Genomic DNA, 15,650 nt, shown 5'->3' with positions numbered 1-15,650 from the left:
GTCTTTTAATTTGTATTAGTTACTTTCTTTTCCTGTTCCGTATCCTTTTACAATACCTCTAGGAGAATTTTGAATAAACTGAAGAATTTCATCTCTTTCAGCAGTTGGAAGCATTTCTTTTTCAATGTAAGTTACAGCCTGAGAAACGTTCATTTTCATTTGGAAAATCGTTCTGTAAATCTTTTGAATTTCGAAAATTTTCTCATTTGTAAATCCTCTTCTTCTCAAACCTACTGAATTGATTCCTGCGTAAGACATCGGTTCTCTCGCCACCTTTACATAAGGCGGAATATCTTTTCTTACCAATGTTCCACCGGAAATCATTACATGTTTTCCGATTTTACCAAATTGATGCACAGCACTAAGACCTCCCATTACGGTATAGTCTCCGATTTCTACGTGCCCCGCAATACCGCAACCGTTCACAATGATAACGTGATCTCCGATAACGCAGTCGTGTGCAATATGGGAAGTTGCCATGATAAGGCAGTTTTTACCAATTTTGGTAAATCCAAGGGCTTTTGTCCCTCTGTTTACCGTTACACACTCTCTGATCGTAGTTTCGTCTCCGATAATTACCTGAGTATCTTCACCATCAAATTTTAAATCCTGAGGGATCGCAGAAATTACCGTTCCCGGAAATATTCTACAGTTTTTACCTATTCTGGCACCATCCATAATGGTAACATTAGGGCCAATCCAAGTTCCTTCTCCGATTTCTACATCCCCTGCTATTGTAGTAAATGGTTCTACAATAACATTTTTGCTGATTTTTGCACGTTTATCAACGGCTGCTAATTGATGAATCATTTAATCAACTTTATTTTTTGCAACTTGAGCCATTAATTCTGCTTCTACTGCTACAGTATCTCCCACATATCCGTATCCCTGCATATGAACAATACCTCTTCTGATAGGCTCTATCAATTCAATTTTGAAAATCATAGTATCACCTGGAACTACTTTTCTCTTGAATTTTACTTTATCAATTTTAATGAAATATGTAGAGTAATTTTCAGGATCCGGAACGCTTGCCAATACTAGGATACCTCCTGTCTGCGCCAATGCTTCAACTTGAAGAACTCCCGGCATTACAGGCTCTTTAGGGAAATGTCCAACGAAGAAAGGTTCATTCATTGTAACATTTTTCAATCCGACAACGTGAGAATCCGACAATTCTAAGATTTTATCAATCAATAAGAATGGTGGTCTGTGAGGCATCAACTTCATAATTCCGTTGATATCGAACACAGGTTCTTTTGTTAAATCAAAATCAGGAACATTTTTTTTCTTTTGTAATTTCCACTGACGGTTCAATTTTTTAGCAAATTGAGTATTTACAAAATGTCCTGGTTTATTAGCAATAACTTTTCCTTTTATTTTTACTCCAGCCAAAGCTAAATCACCTATTACATCAAGTAATTTGTGTCTTGCAGCTTCGTTAGGATAATTTAAAGTAAGATTATCAAGAATACCGTTTGGTCTGATAGACACTTTGTCTTTACCAAAAGCTTTCTTTAATTTTTCTGTAGTTTCAGGAGTAAGATCTTTATCTACATAAACGATCGCGTTAGAAATATCTCCACCTTTGATCAAACCGTGATCTAAAAGCATTTCTAATTCATGTAAAAAGCTGAACGTTCTAGCAGATGAAATCTCTTCTTTAAAATCTGAAATATTTTTAAGAGTAGCATTCTGAGTACCTAAAACTTTAGTCCCAAAATCTACCATTGTAGTAATTTCGTAATTATCTGAAGGAATAATTGTAATTTCTGAACCCGTTGCCGGATCGCTATAGCTAAGAACTTCTTTTACCACCAAATATTCTCTGGCGATACCTTGTTCTACAATTCCTACACTTTCGATGGCTTCCACAAAAAACTTTGAAGAACCGTCTAAAATTGGAGGTTCAGAAGCATCCATTTCCAACATTGCGTTATCAATATCACAACCAACTAAAGCTGCCAAAAGATGTTCACAAGTGTTAATTTTAACTCCTAATTTTTCTAATGTCGTTCCTCTTTCTGTTGCTACAACATAGTTTACATCAGCTTCGACCTGAGGATGACCCTCTAAATCTGTTCTCACAAAAACGAAACCTGTATTTTCTTTAGCAGGTTTTATGGTCAATTTTACTTCTTTACCAGTATGAAGGCCAATTCCGGAAAGTGTTACCTCTTCCTGAAGTGTTTTTTGCATATCACTCATTAGTATGATCTTTTGAGGTATTCTCAAGATTATTTATTCGTTTTACAATTTCAGGTAAATTCCTGAAATGTACATAGCTTCTAAGGTAATCATTATAACTTATCGCAGGAGAACCGTACACAGTTTCTTTATCATTTACGCTAGAATTCACACCACTCTGAGCCTGAATTTTCACCTGATCTCCTATTTTAATATGCCCTACGACTCCAACCTGACCGCCAATTTGGTTCCAGTTACCGATAGTAGTAGATCCTGCAATTCCTGCTTGTGCGGCAATTACGTTATTCTGGCCAATTTTCACATTGTGGGCGATCTGGATAAGGTTATCTATTTTAGTCCCCTTTCCAATAATGGTAGATCCGATGGTTGCTCTGTCGATACTACAGTTAGAACCAATTTCAACATCATCTTCGATAATTACATTACCCAACTGAGGGATTTTTTTGAATCCGTCAGGAGTAGGCTGAAAACCAAACCCATCTCCACCAATCACAGTATTGGAATGAATCACACAGTTATCTCCAACGATACAGTAATCGTAAATTCTGGCACCACTGTCTATTTTACAGTTTTTACCAATTTTAACCCCTTTACCTATGTAAACATGAGGATAAATTTGTGAACCTTCACCAATTTTTGCTTTATCTGAGATGTAGGTAAACGCACCGATATAGGCTTTTTCGCCAATAACAGCTGTTTCATGAATTGAAGAGCCGTCTTCGACACCTTCTTTTCTACCCTGCATTTCCTGATACAGATTCATTAAAACCTGGAAGGCAAGATAAGCATCTTTTACGGCAATGATGGTAGGATTATAATTATCTTTAGTTATAATATCTTCAGAAACGATAAGAACGGAGCATCGTGAAGTGTCCAAATAATGGGAAAATCTCTCTTGTGCTACAAAAGAAAGATGCCCTGATTCCCCATTTTCAATGGGTGAAACTCCAGTAATAAGTGCATGCTCGTCACCTATTATTTTTCCGTCGATAAAACTTGCAATTTGCGAAGCTGTAAATTCCATATTCTGCAAAGATAAGAAATTCTATAATTCGCAAACATTTTTTAGTTTTAGGATAGTGAATTTTAATATTATTTAAGAAATTAATTAGACATATCTCTTGGGAAAGTAAGGATATATCTTGTTGTTTTATTTACAATCAACCCCGATAAAAGCTGGTCTTCCGACTCGTCTAGCCTTAATTTGACCCCACTTTTCTGCAATAAATAAATTGGTTGCTTTTCTGTATCATAAGGCAACAATTTTCTCTTGATCTCGTGTACAAGGTCTTCCCCGTTATCAATTCCGAAAAATTCGTTAGTGTTTTTTATTTTTTCTTCAATAAATTTCGGATCAAAAGGATGAGAAGAGATAATTGTTTTAGGCAGGTTTCTCTGTATCACGCATTTACACCAATAAGAAAGAATAATATCATCAGAATTTTGCCAAGATTTCATCGCCTGAATAACGTCATTATCATCCATTTGTGTGAATCTTTCAACGTCTTCATCGGTTGCTGAGCTTTTTCCGCGGTATAAAAAATATTTCAAATTTTCCGTCGCAGGCAGATCAATTCCCTGAGAAACCAAATATTTTGCTCTTTCCAAGATTTTAACCAAAAGAAACTCTGCCAAAGCCGAAGTTTTATGATAATATACCTGCCAATACATGAACATTCTTGCGGTCAGAAAGTTTTCAATGGAGTAAATTCCTTTCGCATCGATGACTAATTCGCCTTCTTCACACACGTTCATCATCGAAATAATCCTTTGTGTATTGATATTTCCTTCTGAAACTCCTGTAAAAAAGCTGTCTCTTTTCAAATAATCCAATCTGTCAACATCTAATTGAGAAGAAATAAGCTGATTGAAAAATTTTCTATGATATTTTCCTTGGAACATTTCAATAGCAACATTAAGCTGGCCATCAAATTCAACATTTAATCTATTCATTAATAATAATGAAAGATTTTCGTGATGCCAATCATCCATTAACATGCTTTCCAACGCGTGAGAAAATGGGCCATGACCAATATCATGCATTAAAATAGCCAACATCGCTCCTTTTTCCTCTTCATCCGAAATTTTAACTCCTTTCTGCTTTAAAGTCTCCAATGCCGTAAACATCAAGTGCATCGCGCCCAAGGCATGATGAAATCTCGTATGCGTAGCACCCGGAAAAATTAAAGTTAAAAGTCCAGTCTGGGAAATTCTTCTCAGCCTTTGAAAGTATGGATGTTCGATGATGTCGAATAAAATTTCGTGAGGAATTTTGATAAATCCGTGAACCGGATCATTGATGATTTTAAGCTTATTCTGCATTGAAATGTCAGTATTTGTACACAAATTTAGGGATTTTAAATTTTAGGGTTGATTAATTTTCTATTAAAAAATTATGGTGTAAACACAAGTCGAACAAATTTTTTCACGAATAACACTAATTAAAAAATTAAGTTTTGGCTGAAGCCAATTGAATAGGGCTGATTAATTAAACGGGCTAAAGCTCATTTTTCTATTAATACAAAGCTTGTGTCATTCGTGAAAAAGTTTGTGCCTTTTGTGTTTAAAAATTATCTTTGATACAAATTCCAATACCCTTTCATGAGAAAATTCTCACTTTTTGTCATCATCTTTTTAAGTATCAATTTTTCGGCACAAAATTTATCTGAAACTCAAAAATTAGAGTCTCTTTGTAAAGTTTGGGGATTTTTAAAATATTATCATCCGAATGTTGCCAAAGGAAATCTCAATTGGGATAATCAGCTTTTCCTGAAATTAAATGAAATTGAAAAAATCAACGATAAAAATCAATTGAATGAATTTTATGCTAATTGGATTGACAGTCTGGGAAAAGTTGAAGCTTGTGAACAATGTAAAAAAGAGGATAACAAACTCTATTTTTTGAAAAACTTTGATCTTAATTGGATTAACAATCAGACTATTTTTTCAGAAAATATAATTAAGAAATTGAGTTATATTCAGGATAATAGAAATATTGGAGACAATTATTATTTCGGGATTGGTGGAAGAAAAGTATTTTTCAGAAATGAAAATTCTTATGGGTCAAAATTTATCTCAAAAGAGATAAGCTTATTAGAATTATTCAGATATTGGAATTATGTAGAATATTTTTTCCCTTACAAATACAAAACAGATCAAAACTGGAATGATGTTTTAACAGAGATGATTCCGAAGTTCCTTGTTATTAATAATGATGAATCTTATCATTTAACTTTAGCAGAATTGGTTACCAAAACAGATGATTCTCATGCTTTTTTGTTTTCGCCGTTCATTAGTTTGCATCAATATGGAAGAAGAAAAATTCCTGTGGAATACAGTTATGCAGAAGGAAAACTAATTGTTACTAAAATTAATTCCAATAAATTTAATGAAGAAAATCCATTTAAAGTCGGTGATGTAATTTATGATGTGAATGGGAAAACTATTCCACAAATGGTCAATAGTTTTGGGAAATATATTCCTGCTTCCAATTCATGGGGAAAAATCAAGAAAGCGAAAAATCTTTTTCTTTTTACTAATAATGATTCAATTTCGGTTAAACTTGAACGGGATGGACAAAATTTTTCAATTAAAGTAAAAGCATACTTACTCCGAGATATTATCAATGAAAAACCTGCGACACCTGAAAAATGGAAATTCATTAATGAAGAAAGAAAAATCGGCTATGTAAACATGGGAATTATTGAAAGAAAAGATCTTGATGAGATGTATAAAAACCTGAAGGAAACAGAATCTATCATTTTTGATCTCAGAAATTATCCGAAACAAACCATTTTACCTTTAAGCAAATTGTTACTTCCTGAAAACACTATTTATTATCAATTCAATTTCCCTGAAACCAATTATTTGAGCAAATTTTACAGTCGAAAAAATAGTATTGGTAGAAAAAACGCTGATTATTATAAAGGAAATGTGGTGGTTTTGGTTGATGAAAACACCCAAAGTCAAGCCGAAACTACAACTATGATGTTTAAACAACATCCAAAGGCAAAAATTATTGGCAGCAATACTTCCGGAGCCAATGGAGATATCATAAGGTTCAATATTGCAGATTTGGAGACGAGTTTTACGGGATTGGGAGCCTATTATCCCAACGGTCGAGAAACTCAACGAATAGGAATTATTCCTGATATTTTGATAAAGCCTACAATAAAAGGCATCAAAGAGGGAAAAGATGAAGTCTTGGAAAGAGCTTTAGTATATATAAATACGGGGAAATAATTCATTAAAAGAAAAATTCAATCAAAAATAAATACCTGTTTTTCAATCAATTAATTATTAAAACTAATATTTTTTACATTTTTTTGTCAGCAATTCAATTTGTTTACGTCTAAGTTATTAACAAATTAGCCTAAACAAATAAAATTGATTATGAAAAATTGCGTTTCAGGAAAACAGACAAAATTAGGAGCTATTGCTTTATTAGCTTTACTGTCAATTTACTCTTGCAGTCACGACAACGAAATAACTGTCGACCAAAATGCCAAGACAGAGGAAAAAGTTGTTGTTGCAAACCGTGTTAGCAGTTCTGTTACTTTTATTGATGCTGTTACCAATAACGTTACAAAGACGCTTACTATCGCAAATTCGGATCCGATGTACGTTGTTTACGTTCCGAAAACCGACAAATTGTATGTTGGAGACAGAGCAAATAAGAAAATTCATGTCATCAATCCTCAAAATCAACAGATAGAAACCTCAGTTAACGTTGGAAACGGTGTTTTTCACATGTGGGCAGACGCTCAAGGCAAAGAACTTTGGGTGGTTAATGATATAGATAAAACAATTTCTGTGGTAAATCTAGCTACAAATTCCGTAACCAATACCATCAGTGTAGATGTGACGCCTCACGATATATTTTTATCTCAAGATGGAACAACCGCATATGTTTCCGTATTTACAAGTAGTTCTACATCGGATAAAATTTATAAATATTCTACTTCCACTTATGCTAAAACAGGTGAAAAAACAGTTGGAAAAGAACCTCATTTATTTTATGCCAACAATAAATTATATGTTCCCTGCCAATTAGAAAAAACATATATTTTGGATGGAAACACATTAAATACTTTGTCTGAAAAAGTATTCACAGGCGCTCATGGAATTTTCACGCTGCCTTCTCAAAACATATTTTTTGTGAGTAATATTACCGGTAATCAATTATATTCAATCAATGCAACAACTGGAGATCAAATTGGAAGCTCCGTATCATCTTCTGCTGCAATAGCTCATAATATTGTGCTTAATGATAAAGGTGATAAAATGTTTGTCACCCATTCCGGAGGTACTGCAAATACGGTTTCGATCTATAATGTGAGTTCGTCGGGAACTATCTCGCCATCGGCTACAGCAACTGTAGGAACCAATCCTTTTGGTTTGACATATTATAAAAGAGAATTAAAATAACCTTTAAAAACAGAAGTCATGATCGAAGCATATTGGAAAAAAGGTATTTCTTTCGAATCTTATCTTCGTAATATCGAAAAGAAAATAGAAGCTCCCGAAAAACAGGATCTTGGTGAAGAGAAAATCCAAAAATGTAAACTTTCCCTCGAAAGAGCCGAACAGATCATGCAAAATTACTTTCCGGATACCTATCATGAGAATATTCTGGATGAAAAAAACTTCAACGGAAAGATTTTAATTATAGCTGAAGACTGGTGTGGAGACTGTAGTCAAGCCATTCCGGTAATAAAAAAATTCTTTAAGGACAAAAATGCCGTAAAAATACTATACAGGGATGAAAACCCTGATTTGATGAAATTATTCTTAACAAGTGGAAGCGAGTCCGTCCCCATTGTCATTATCCTTGATGTCAAGAGCGATATTATAAGTCATTGGGGACCACGGACCGCGTTTGGATTTGAACTTTTAGCCAAATACAAAAGCGATCCCGAAAAATTTCCTAAAGAGGTTTTCCTCTACGAATTACAGGAATATTACGAAAGCAATAAAGGTTTTGATATTATTGATGAAATAATTTCTCTTTTATGATTTCAAGTTTAAAAATTAACTCGTAAAATTTCTTATAAAAGTATAAATCTCTTCAATACATTAATTAAAGAACCAATAATTGATTTTTCATTAAAAAACATACTATTTATAGTACAAATGCGTTATCTTCATAGTCAATTATTACAATGAAAACGCATCAAAATTTTTAACTAAGATTTAACTTTTAAAGTCTCTATTTTCGCAGATTTTACGAGCTTTTGGTCGCAATTTTGATATACTAACCCTGAAAAATTAAATTATTATGTCGGAAAAGATATTATGGATAGATGATGAGATAGATTTACTTAGACCTCATATTGTATTTTTAGAAAAAAAAGGTTACCACGTAACCCCTGTAAATAACGTAAATGAGGCATTAGAATTAATAGATTCGGAAAAATTTGCACTTACTTTAATAGATGAAAATATGCCTGGAATTTCCGGGCTTGAGGCTATTCCTATGATCAAACAAAGAGATAGTTCTTTGAAAATAGTGATGGTTACAAAAAGCGAAGAAGAACATATTATGGAAGAAGCCATTGGTTCTCAAATCGCGGATTATATTTTGAAGCCTGTAAATCCTAATCAGATCTTATTGTCTTTAAAGAAAAATCTTCAGGAAGACAATCTTGTTGAACAAAAGACAATTTTACAATATCAGCAGGAATTCAGAAACCTTTCTATGGAACTTTCTTATTTAAGAACGTATCAGGATTGGGCAGAATATTACAAAAAAATCGTTAGCTGGGAGATCAAATTTGATAAAGTTGCAGATAATGAATTTGCAGATCTTTTACAGTCTCAAAAAGAAGAGGCCAACATTCAGTTTGCTAAATTTATTGAAAACAATTACGAAGATTGGTTGAATGGAAATGAAAAACCATTAATGAGCCACACCCTTTTCAAAGAAAAAATAAAACCGGAAGTAGAAAAAGAAAAAGTTCTTTTATTGATGGTTGATAATCTTCGTTATGATCAGTGGAAAGTAATTGAACCTTTGTTCACTAAATATTATAATAAAGTTTCAGAAGATTATTATTACAGTATTCTTCCGACAGCTACACAATATGCGAGAAATTCTTTCTTTGCAGGTTTAATGCCTTCTGAGATCGAAAAACGTTTCCCTGAAAAATGGTTTAATGATAATGAAGACGGAAACAAAAATGAATTTGAGCGCGATTTCCTAGAAGATCAAATGAAAAGAATTGGTTTAGGTTCTAAATCAATGAAATATTTAAAAGTTTTGAATGCCGATTTTGAAAGAAAGATCTACGATGATTTCAATCAGCACAAAAACAATGATCTTTTGGTGATTGTTTATAACTTTATTGATATTCTTTCACACGCAAAAACAGATAATCACATTGTTGACCAATTAATTCGTGATGATAAAACTTTCCGTTCTTTAACATCGAACTGGTTTGAAAATTCATCTTTAATTAAGATTATTAAACTAGCTGCTGAAAGCGGTTACAAATTGGTCATTACAACCGATCACGGAACAGTTTACGTTAAAAAACCAAGTAAAGTTGTGGGTGACAGAGAAACATCTACTAACATTCGTTATAAAACAGGTAAAAGTTTAACTTACGACGACAGAGATGTGTGGGCGATCACAAGCCCTGAAAAGTTATTTTTACCAAAAGGAAATTTAAGCTCAAAATATATTTTCGCTAAGAATAATATTTTCCTGGCTTATCCTAAAAATTATAATCACTTTGTGAATTATTATAAAGAAACCTACCAACATGGTGGAATATCATTGGAAGAATGTATTATTCCAATAAGTATTTTAGAACCCAAGTAGTTTTTTTCATAGTTTATTTAACTTTGGGTAATAAGGGTGGCGGAAAAAATCAATTGATTTTTTCCGCTTCTTTTTTATATTTTTGAAACATGAGATTAATTACTTACAACGTAAACGGAATAAGAGCTGCTTTTACCAAAGATTTTCTAGGTTGGCTGAAAACAGCTGATCCGGATATTATCTGCATTCAGGAGAGTAAAGCAGGAAACGATCAAATAGACATCGAAAGCCTTGAAAAATTAGGTTATCATAGTTATTGGCATTCAGCAGTAAGAAAAGGCTACAGCGGTGTCGGAATCGCTTCAAAAATAAAACCCAATCATGTAGAATATGGCTGCGGTATTGAAAGCTATGATAATGAAGGAAGAATTATTCGTGCAGACTTTGATGGTTTCTCGGCAATTTCTGTATATGTCCCTTCTGCTTCGAATATTGAAAGACTAGAATTTAAAATGCAGTTTTGCCATGATTTTCTGGCTTACATTAAAGAATTAAAAAAGACTATTCCAAATCTTATTATTTCGGGAGATTTTAATATCTGTCATGAAGCAATTGATATCCACAATCCGGTTGGTTTAAAAAATACTTCAGGCTTCTTACCAATGGAAAGAGAATGGATGACAAGTTTCATCGAAGAATGCGAATTGATAGACAGTTTCAGGTTTTTTAATAATGAGCCCGACAATTATACCTGGTGGAGTTACAGACAGAATTCCAGAGCCAATAATAAAGGCTGGAGGTTGGATTACAACTTTGCATCCTATTCATTAAAAGAAAAGCTTTCCAGAGCCGTTATTTTGAAGGAAGCAGTGCATTCGGATCACTGCCCTGCTTTAATAGAAATTAATATCTAAAAAAATAAAAGCCAGCTTATTCAGCTGGCTTTGCAATTTAATCATAAATGTTAATCGACAATTTCATATTCCACCGGAATCGTACCGTGATCGGTATCTCCGATTTCATCGAACGCGGCTCTAGACATATCTAGCGCTCTTGATGAATGGAAAGGCCCTCTATCATTAATCTTCACTATTACCTCTTTTCCATTGTTCAGATTGGTTACTTTAATAGTTGTACCAAAAGGAAGCGTTCTGTTGGCTGCAGTAAGCTTTGAATTATCAAAGATTTCTCCGCTGGCCGTTTTTCTACCGTTAAATTTATCGTGGTAGTACGATGCATAACTTGTTTTCTTCGCATCTGTGGCATTATTCTTGAAAGAATAAACACCAAAGGTTGAAATCATCATTATGATTACGAGAATGAATCTTTTCATCATCTTGAAATTTTATTGGTTTTGACTCAGCAAAAGTATCATGAATATGGTAAAGTCCATAGTCTAAATGTTAAAAACTGTTAACAAAAACCCAATTCTATCCCAACGACCCTTGTAACTCCCTATTAACAGGCTTCTTAGAGTACATTGTTAAAATGTGTTAAAAATAACGTTAAAAAGTTAACGAAATTAACTAATTAGCGCATAATTTAAAAAAACACAAAATAAAAGTTACTGAAAATCAATATCTTAATTTTTTTAACAAGTTTTGATGAATCTGAAAAAATTACTTTAAATAAAAGCGAGATGGTTTATACTTAAAGTATAAAATAGTTTTAATTAATTCCATTCTATAAATTAATCCAAAGCCTTAATTTATAACAATAGAGAAAAAACAGCATAATAAATAGCGCTAGATTTAATTTAAGAAATATAAAGCTTCGAATCAATTAATTGAGAAATTAAAAAACAAAAAAACCAATGAGATAACTCATTGGTTTTATATTTAAAATGTAGTTATAGCTTATTTAGTATATTCTACAATATAGTCATAAGTATCAGCAGGATAAACTACAGACATACTTGGAGAACCTGTAATAAGGTTACCATTAGTAATATCATAAGAATAAACTCCGTTAGCAAAAACACTTCCTGTACCTGCTTTGAAAACAGTTACTCTGTAAACGCTTGCTGTTCCACTAGCAGGAACTGAGATAGCTCCATCAGGATAAGATGTAGGTGCAGTAGAAGTTCCACTTGCTACAAATCTTCCTTTTTTAGCATACACCTGTCTACCATTTACTAAAGTATTAGTAGTTGTTTCAGCAGTTGTTACATTGAATTTTGGATCACCTCCAAGTGGTCTCCAAACTCCCGGTTGTACTGTTTGATTATTATATCCATTTGGATTATAGAAGAAATAATAACCTGGCGCTACAGCTGTAGCAGTTGAAGATCTATTACCAGCAGTAAGTGTTGTTCCAGTAGATCTGTTGTAAACAATCATACCATCAAACATAGTAGGGAACGTAGCACCATCAGCTAAAGTCAAATCAAACTGAAAGTTAACAAGGTCAACACTTGGAATGATAATACCTTTACCAACGTTTGGTTGTGCTCCAACTTCAGTACTAAAGTTTGTACTACCATCTAAAAGTACATTTGAGTTTGTAATTGTTGCATTTACAGGTTGATTAGTAAGAACCTGAGCGGTTGCTATAGATCCTAAACCTGCTAACAACAAAAGGCTAAATATATTTTTCATCTTGTTTAAAATTATATTATTATTAAAATTAGGGGAAATTATAAACCTACACTTACCCATTGAGTTCCAGACCAAGAGAACGTACGCCCTCTTTGGAAGTTATTTCCAGTTTGCCCAGTAACACCTAAAATAGTATTAGCAGCATTTGAAGGATTGTTATTGAAAACTAATATAACACGTCCAGCATCAGCAGCAGTAAGAACAGGGAAAGTAATTGATACTCCTCCAGTAGTTGCCTGAGTATTAATCAAATAATCAGTAGCACCTATAGTATAAGTCCCAGCAGTAACATTAGCTACACCCCCTCTGATAACTTCATACCTTTGAGGAGTAGCAGCACCACCGCCTCCAACAGCAACCCATACAGAGTTTGGTGCATCATAATAATAGAATCCTGTAGCAGTTACATTAACTGTTTTACCAGTTCCTGCACCATCTATAGCATTAACAAATACAAGAGCACCATTTTGGTTGGTTGCTCCAGTTCCATTGGCATAAGCAGCATTTTTTGCTTCCAATTGAGCTCTTGACATACGAGGGACTAAAAGCGCATCAGGTCTTGTAGCGTCAGCTGTATTTGCAGTAACGTCTAAAGTAGAAGCAGGTGTAGTTGTGTTTATACCTACACGCCCCTGTTGAGCTTTAGTAAGCGCTGTCATGCTAACAAGTACAGTCGCTGTTAATAAAATTTTTTTCATAAGTTTTTAAAGATTTTAAATTACATTTTTCATCAATGATATTTATTCAAAATGGGACAACTCATCCCAACTTGTGCCTTAACAAATGAAAATCAAACAAATAAGTAAGAATAATATTCTCAAAAACTGTTTCATTTTCGATTTAGTTTTAAATATCTAACGTTCAGTAAATAGCATTATAAAAATCTATTCATACCGCAAAGTTAGTACTTTATTATTTAACTGCAATAGTAAGATATAAAAAGTTTTACAAATTCATTTTGATAAAAACATAAAACACTGAATTACAAACAGTTAAACACAATATTAAAATATAATAAAATGTGTTAATTTTTATTAATGCTTAAAATAAATTTAGATATATGACATTATCAATGAAATATATATTGAAAATTCACTAATAAATGAGATATTTTAAACTAATTCTCCATATAAGTCGAATTCTTCAGCAGAAGTGATTTTAACCTCTGCAAATTCACCAATAGAGATATACGTATTATCTGCAGAAACCAACACTGTATTATCTACATCCGGAGAATCATATTCCGTTCTTCCAATAAAATAGTTTCCTTCTTTTCTATCAAATACACATTTGAAAACTTTCCCGATCTTCTCCTGATTCTTTTCCCAAGAAATTTGTGACTGCAATTCCATAATCTCTTCTACTCTAGCTTCTTTTACTTCCTGAGGAATATCATCCTCTAAAACATAAGCCGTAGTATTTTCTTCATGAGAATATGTGAAACAACCCAATCTATCAAACTTTTGTTCTCTTACCCACTCCTTCATTTCCTGGAATCTTTCTTCGGTTTCTCCGGGATACCCAACGATTAAAGTTGTTCTAATGGCCATATCAGGAACTTTCTCTCTGAATTTAGCTAGAAGTGCATCCGTCTTTTCGTGAGTAGTACCTCTCTTCATCGATTTCAACAAATCTGAATTGATGTGTTGAAGTGGAATATCTATATAATTACAAACCTTAGGTTCTTCTCTGATAATATCTAAAACATCTTCAGGAAAACCGCTTGGGAAAGCATAATGAAGACGAATCCATTCTACACCTTCTACTTTTACAAGTTCTTTTAGTAAATCTCCAAGGGCACGTTTTTTATAAATGTCTAAACCGTAATAGGTAAGATCCTGAGCTATTAGAATTAATTCCTTAGTCCCTTTTTTTGCTAATTTCTGAGCTTCAGAAACTAATTTCTCAATCGGTGTAGAAGTATGACCACCACGCATTAAAGGAATTGCACAAAAAGAACAAGGTCTGTCGCAACCTTCAGATATTTTTAAGTAAGCATAATGTCTTGGAGTAGTTGTTAATCTCTCACCAACAAGCTCGTGCTTATAATCTGCACCTAAATGTTTCAATAAAATAGGAAGATCTCTCGTTCCAAAATACTGGTCTACATCAGGGATTTCTTTGATCAAATCCGGTTTATATCTTTCAGAAAGACAACCTGTAACAAAAACTTTTTCAACTTCACCTCTATTTTTAGCTTCTACATATTCTAGAATAGTATTGATGGATTCTTCCTTTGCATTATCTATAAATCCGCAGGTATTGATTACAACGATATCACCTTTGTCTTCATGCACCACTTCTTTTCCATTGGCTTTCAGCTGGCTCATCAACACTTCAGAGTCATATACATTCTTTGAACAGCCGAGTGTGACGATGTTAATTTTCTTCTTACCTATGGATTTTGTACGCATCTTTTTGATTTTGAGTTTGCAAAGATACGAAATATTGAAGAGTATGAATTAAAAAAAGAGAACCACTTTAATAAAGTGATTCTCAATATGCTATTTAAAAGTTTTTATCTTTAAAGCTTGGTGAATTTTGATCTTTCTCCGAAAGAATCATATCATTTGGATCAACTTTCCAATCAATATTAAGCTCAGGATCATCAAATTTTACACTCCCTTCGGATTCTTTATTATAAAAATTATCACATTTATAAGCAAATACTGCCGTTTCACTTATTACTGAAAATCCATGTCCAAATCCTCTTGGTATGTATAATTGAAGTTTATTTTCTTCGGTAAGTTCTATTCCGAACCATTCTCCAAATGTTGGAGAATTTTCTCTCAAATCAACAGCTATATCCCAAACTTTACCTTCCAAACATGAAACGAGTTTAGCCTGAGCATGCTCTCCTTTCTGTAGGTGTAACCCTCTTAAAACTCCATAAGAAGATTTAGAAATATTATCCTGAACGAAATGCCCGTTCATTGAAGTTAGTTCTTCAAACTTCTTTTCATTAAATTTCTCAAAGAAGTAGCCTCTATCATCTTCAAAAATAGTAGGCTCTATTATATAACAATCTTTAAGTGGTGTTTCTTTTATTTTCATATAATTTAAATATAGCTTTTAAAAGCGAT

General features: G+C 33.2%; 14 protein-coding genes. 5 read left to right on the top strand and 9 right to left on the bottom strand.

From position 1 onward, the window contains the following. Positions 1–15: 15 nt before the first annotated feature. The 4 genes from lpxA to SB689_RS11620 all read right to left on the bottom strand — a co-directional run bounded on the left by lpxA (position 16) and on the right by SB689_RS11620 (position 4,530). Positions 16–810 (bottom strand): acyl-ACP--UDP-N-acetylglucosamine O-acyltransferase, encoded by a 795-nt coding sequence (gene lpxA / locus SB689_RS11635; RefSeq protein WP_054510285.1) that lies wholly within the window; start codon positions 808–810, stop codon positions 16–18. Beyond that, positions 811–2,208 (bottom strand): bifunctional UDP-3-O-[3-hydroxymyristoyl] N-acetylglucosamine deacetylase/3-hydroxyacyl-ACP dehydratase, encoded by a 1,398-nt coding sequence (locus SB689_RS11630; RefSeq protein WP_066755652.1) that lies wholly within the window; start codon positions 2,206–2,208, stop codon positions 811–813. Next, a complete protein-coding gene (gene lpxD / locus SB689_RS11625; RefSeq protein ID WP_410692316.1) occupies positions 2,201–3,232 on the bottom strand; it encodes a UDP-3-O-(3-hydroxymyristoyl)glucosamine N-acyltransferase in 1,032 nt (343 codons plus the stop codon). The genes SB689_RS11630 and lpxD overlap by 8 nt, the downstream gene beginning before the upstream one ends. An 80-nt stretch (positions 3,233–3,312) precedes the next feature. After that, on the bottom strand, positions 3,313–4,530 hold the full coding sequence (locus SB689_RS11620) for an HD domain-containing protein (RefSeq protein ID WP_410692315.1): 1,218 nt from the start codon (positions 4,528–4,530) through the stop codon (positions 3,313–3,315). Positions 4,531–4,809: 279 nt separating this feature from the next. Between SB689_RS11620 and SB689_RS11615 the strand changes: the two genes are divergently transcribed. From SB689_RS11615 to SB689_RS11595, 5 genes are all read left to right on the top strand, one after another. Then, positions 4,810–6,450 (top strand): S41 family peptidase, encoded by a 1,641-nt coding sequence (locus SB689_RS11615; RefSeq protein WP_410692314.1) that lies wholly within the window; start codon positions 4,810–4,812, stop codon positions 6,448–6,450. Between the two features lie 150 nt (positions 6,451–6,600). After that, the gene (locus SB689_RS11610) at positions 6,601–7,635 is read left to right on the top strand and encodes a YncE family protein (RefSeq protein WP_410692313.1); all 1,035 of its coding nucleotides are present in this window, start codon (positions 6,601–6,603) and stop codon (positions 7,633–7,635) included. 18 nt (positions 7,636–7,653) lie between these two features. After that, the gene (locus SB689_RS11605) at positions 7,654–8,223 is read left to right on the top strand and encodes a thioredoxin family protein (RefSeq protein ID WP_410692312.1); all 570 of its coding nucleotides are present in this window, start codon (positions 7,654–7,656) and stop codon (positions 8,221–8,223) included. 262 nt (positions 8,224–8,485) lie between these two features. Further along, positions 8,486–10,030 carry a PglZ domain-containing protein gene (locus SB689_RS11600; protein WP_410692311.1) on the top strand — a complete coding sequence of 515 codons (1,545 nt, stop codon included), beginning with the start codon at positions 8,486–8,488 and terminating at the stop codon, positions 10,028–10,030. An 89-nt stretch (positions 10,031–10,119) separates the two neighbouring features. Next, the gene (locus SB689_RS11595; RefSeq protein WP_410692310.1) at positions 10,120–10,884 is read left to right on the top strand and encodes an exodeoxyribonuclease III; all 765 of its coding nucleotides are present in this window, start codon (positions 10,120–10,122) and stop codon (positions 10,882–10,884) included. Positions 10,885–10,934: 50 nt separating this feature from the next. On the opposite strand, the gene SB689_RS11590 is transcribed toward SB689_RS11595, so the two are convergent. From SB689_RS11590 to rfbC, 5 genes are all read right to left on the bottom strand, one after another. Beyond that, entirely contained in the window at positions 10,935–11,306 is a 372-nt protein-coding gene (locus SB689_RS11590; RefSeq protein WP_410692309.1) for a septal ring lytic transglycosylase RlpA family protein, read from the bottom strand. 520 nt (positions 11,307–11,826) lie between these two features. Continuing rightward, positions 11,827–12,567 carry a hypothetical protein gene (locus tag SB689_RS11585; RefSeq protein ID WP_410692308.1) on the bottom strand — a complete coding sequence of 247 codons (741 nt, stop codon included), beginning with the start codon at positions 12,565–12,567 and terminating at the stop codon, positions 11,827–11,829. 38 nt (positions 12,568–12,605) lie between these two features. Further along, the gene (locus SB689_RS11580; protein ID WP_410692307.1) at positions 12,606–13,265 is read right to left on the bottom strand and encodes a hypothetical protein; all 660 of its coding nucleotides are present in this window, start codon (positions 13,263–13,265) and stop codon (positions 12,606–12,608) included. A gap of 414 nt (positions 13,266–13,679) precedes the next feature. Continuing rightward, positions 13,680–14,981, bottom strand: a complete 1,302-nt coding sequence (gene rimO, locus SB689_RS11575) for a 30S ribosomal protein S12 methylthiotransferase RimO (RefSeq protein WP_410692306.1) — start codon at positions 14,979–14,981, stop codon at positions 13,680–13,682. Positions 14,982–15,075: 94 nt separating this feature from the next. Next, positions 15,076–15,621, bottom strand: coding sequence for a dTDP-4-dehydrorhamnose 3,5-epimerase (gene rfbC / locus SB689_RS11570; RefSeq protein WP_410692305.1), 546 nt, complete (start codon positions 15,619–15,621; stop codon positions 15,076–15,078). Between the last annotated feature and the right edge of the window lie 29 nt (positions 15,622–15,650).

This window comes from Chryseobacterium sp. SIMBA_038 (assembly GCF_046535115.1).
GTDB lineage: Bacteria > Bacteroidota > Bacteroidia > Flavobacteriales > Weeksellaceae > Chryseobacterium.
Note: the sequence above shows the minus strand (reverse complement) of the source record. Positions and strands in the feature narration are given on the sequence as shown.

What these genes read in the sequence shown, in the direction of transcription:
- lpxD (WP_410692316.1), bottom strand. Translation starts at nt 3,232, where the DNA reads ATGGAATTTACAGCTTCGCAAATTGCAAGTTTTATCGACGGAAAAATA.
- SB689_RS11615 (WP_410692314.1), top strand. Translation starts at nt 4,810, where the DNA reads ATGAGAAAATTCTCACTTTTTGTCATCATCTTTTTAAGTATCAATTTT.
- SB689_RS11580 (WP_410692307.1), bottom strand. Translation starts at nt 13,265, where the DNA reads ATGAAAAAAATTTTATTAACAGCGACTGTACTTGTTAGCATGACAGCG.
- rimO (WP_410692306.1), bottom strand. Translation starts at nt 14,981, where the DNA reads ATGCGTACAAAATCCATAGGTAAGAAGAAAATTAACATCGTCACACTC.
- SB689_RS11595 (WP_410692310.1), top strand. Translation starts at nt 10,120, where the DNA reads ATGAGATTAATTACTTACAACGTAAACGGAATAAGAGCTGCTTTTACC.
- SB689_RS11590 (WP_410692309.1), bottom strand. Translation starts at nt 11,306, where the DNA reads ATGATGAAAAGATTCATTCTCGTAATCATAATGATGATTTCAACCTTT.
- SB689_RS11605 (WP_410692312.1), top strand. Translation starts at nt 7,654, where the DNA reads ATGATCGAAGCATATTGGAAAAAAGGTATTTCTTTCGAATCTTATCTT.
- lpxA (WP_054510285.1), bottom strand. Translation starts at nt 810, where the DNA reads ATGATTCATCAATTAGCAGCCGTTGATAAACGTGCAAAAATCAGCAAA.
- SB689_RS11585 (WP_410692308.1), bottom strand. Translation starts at nt 12,567, where the DNA reads ATGAAAAATATATTTAGCCTTTTGTTGTTAGCAGGTTTAGGATCTATA.
- SB689_RS11620 (WP_410692315.1), bottom strand. Translation starts at nt 4,530, where the DNA reads ATGCAGAATAAGCTTAAAATCATCAATGATCCGGTTCACGGATTTATC.
- SB689_RS11610 (WP_410692313.1), top strand. Translation starts at nt 6,601, where the DNA reads ATGAAAAATTGCGTTTCAGGAAAACAGACAAAATTAGGAGCTATTGCT.
- rfbC (WP_410692305.1), bottom strand. Translation starts at nt 15,621, where the DNA reads ATGAAAATAAAAGAAACACCACTTAAAGATTGTTATATAATAGAGCCT.
- SB689_RS11630 (WP_066755652.1), bottom strand. Translation starts at nt 2,208, where the DNA reads ATGAGTGATATGCAAAAAACACTTCAGGAAGAGGTAACACTTTCCGGA.
- SB689_RS11600 (WP_410692311.1), top strand. Translation starts at nt 8,486, where the DNA reads ATGTCGGAAAAGATATTATGGATAGATGATGAGATAGATTTACTTAGA.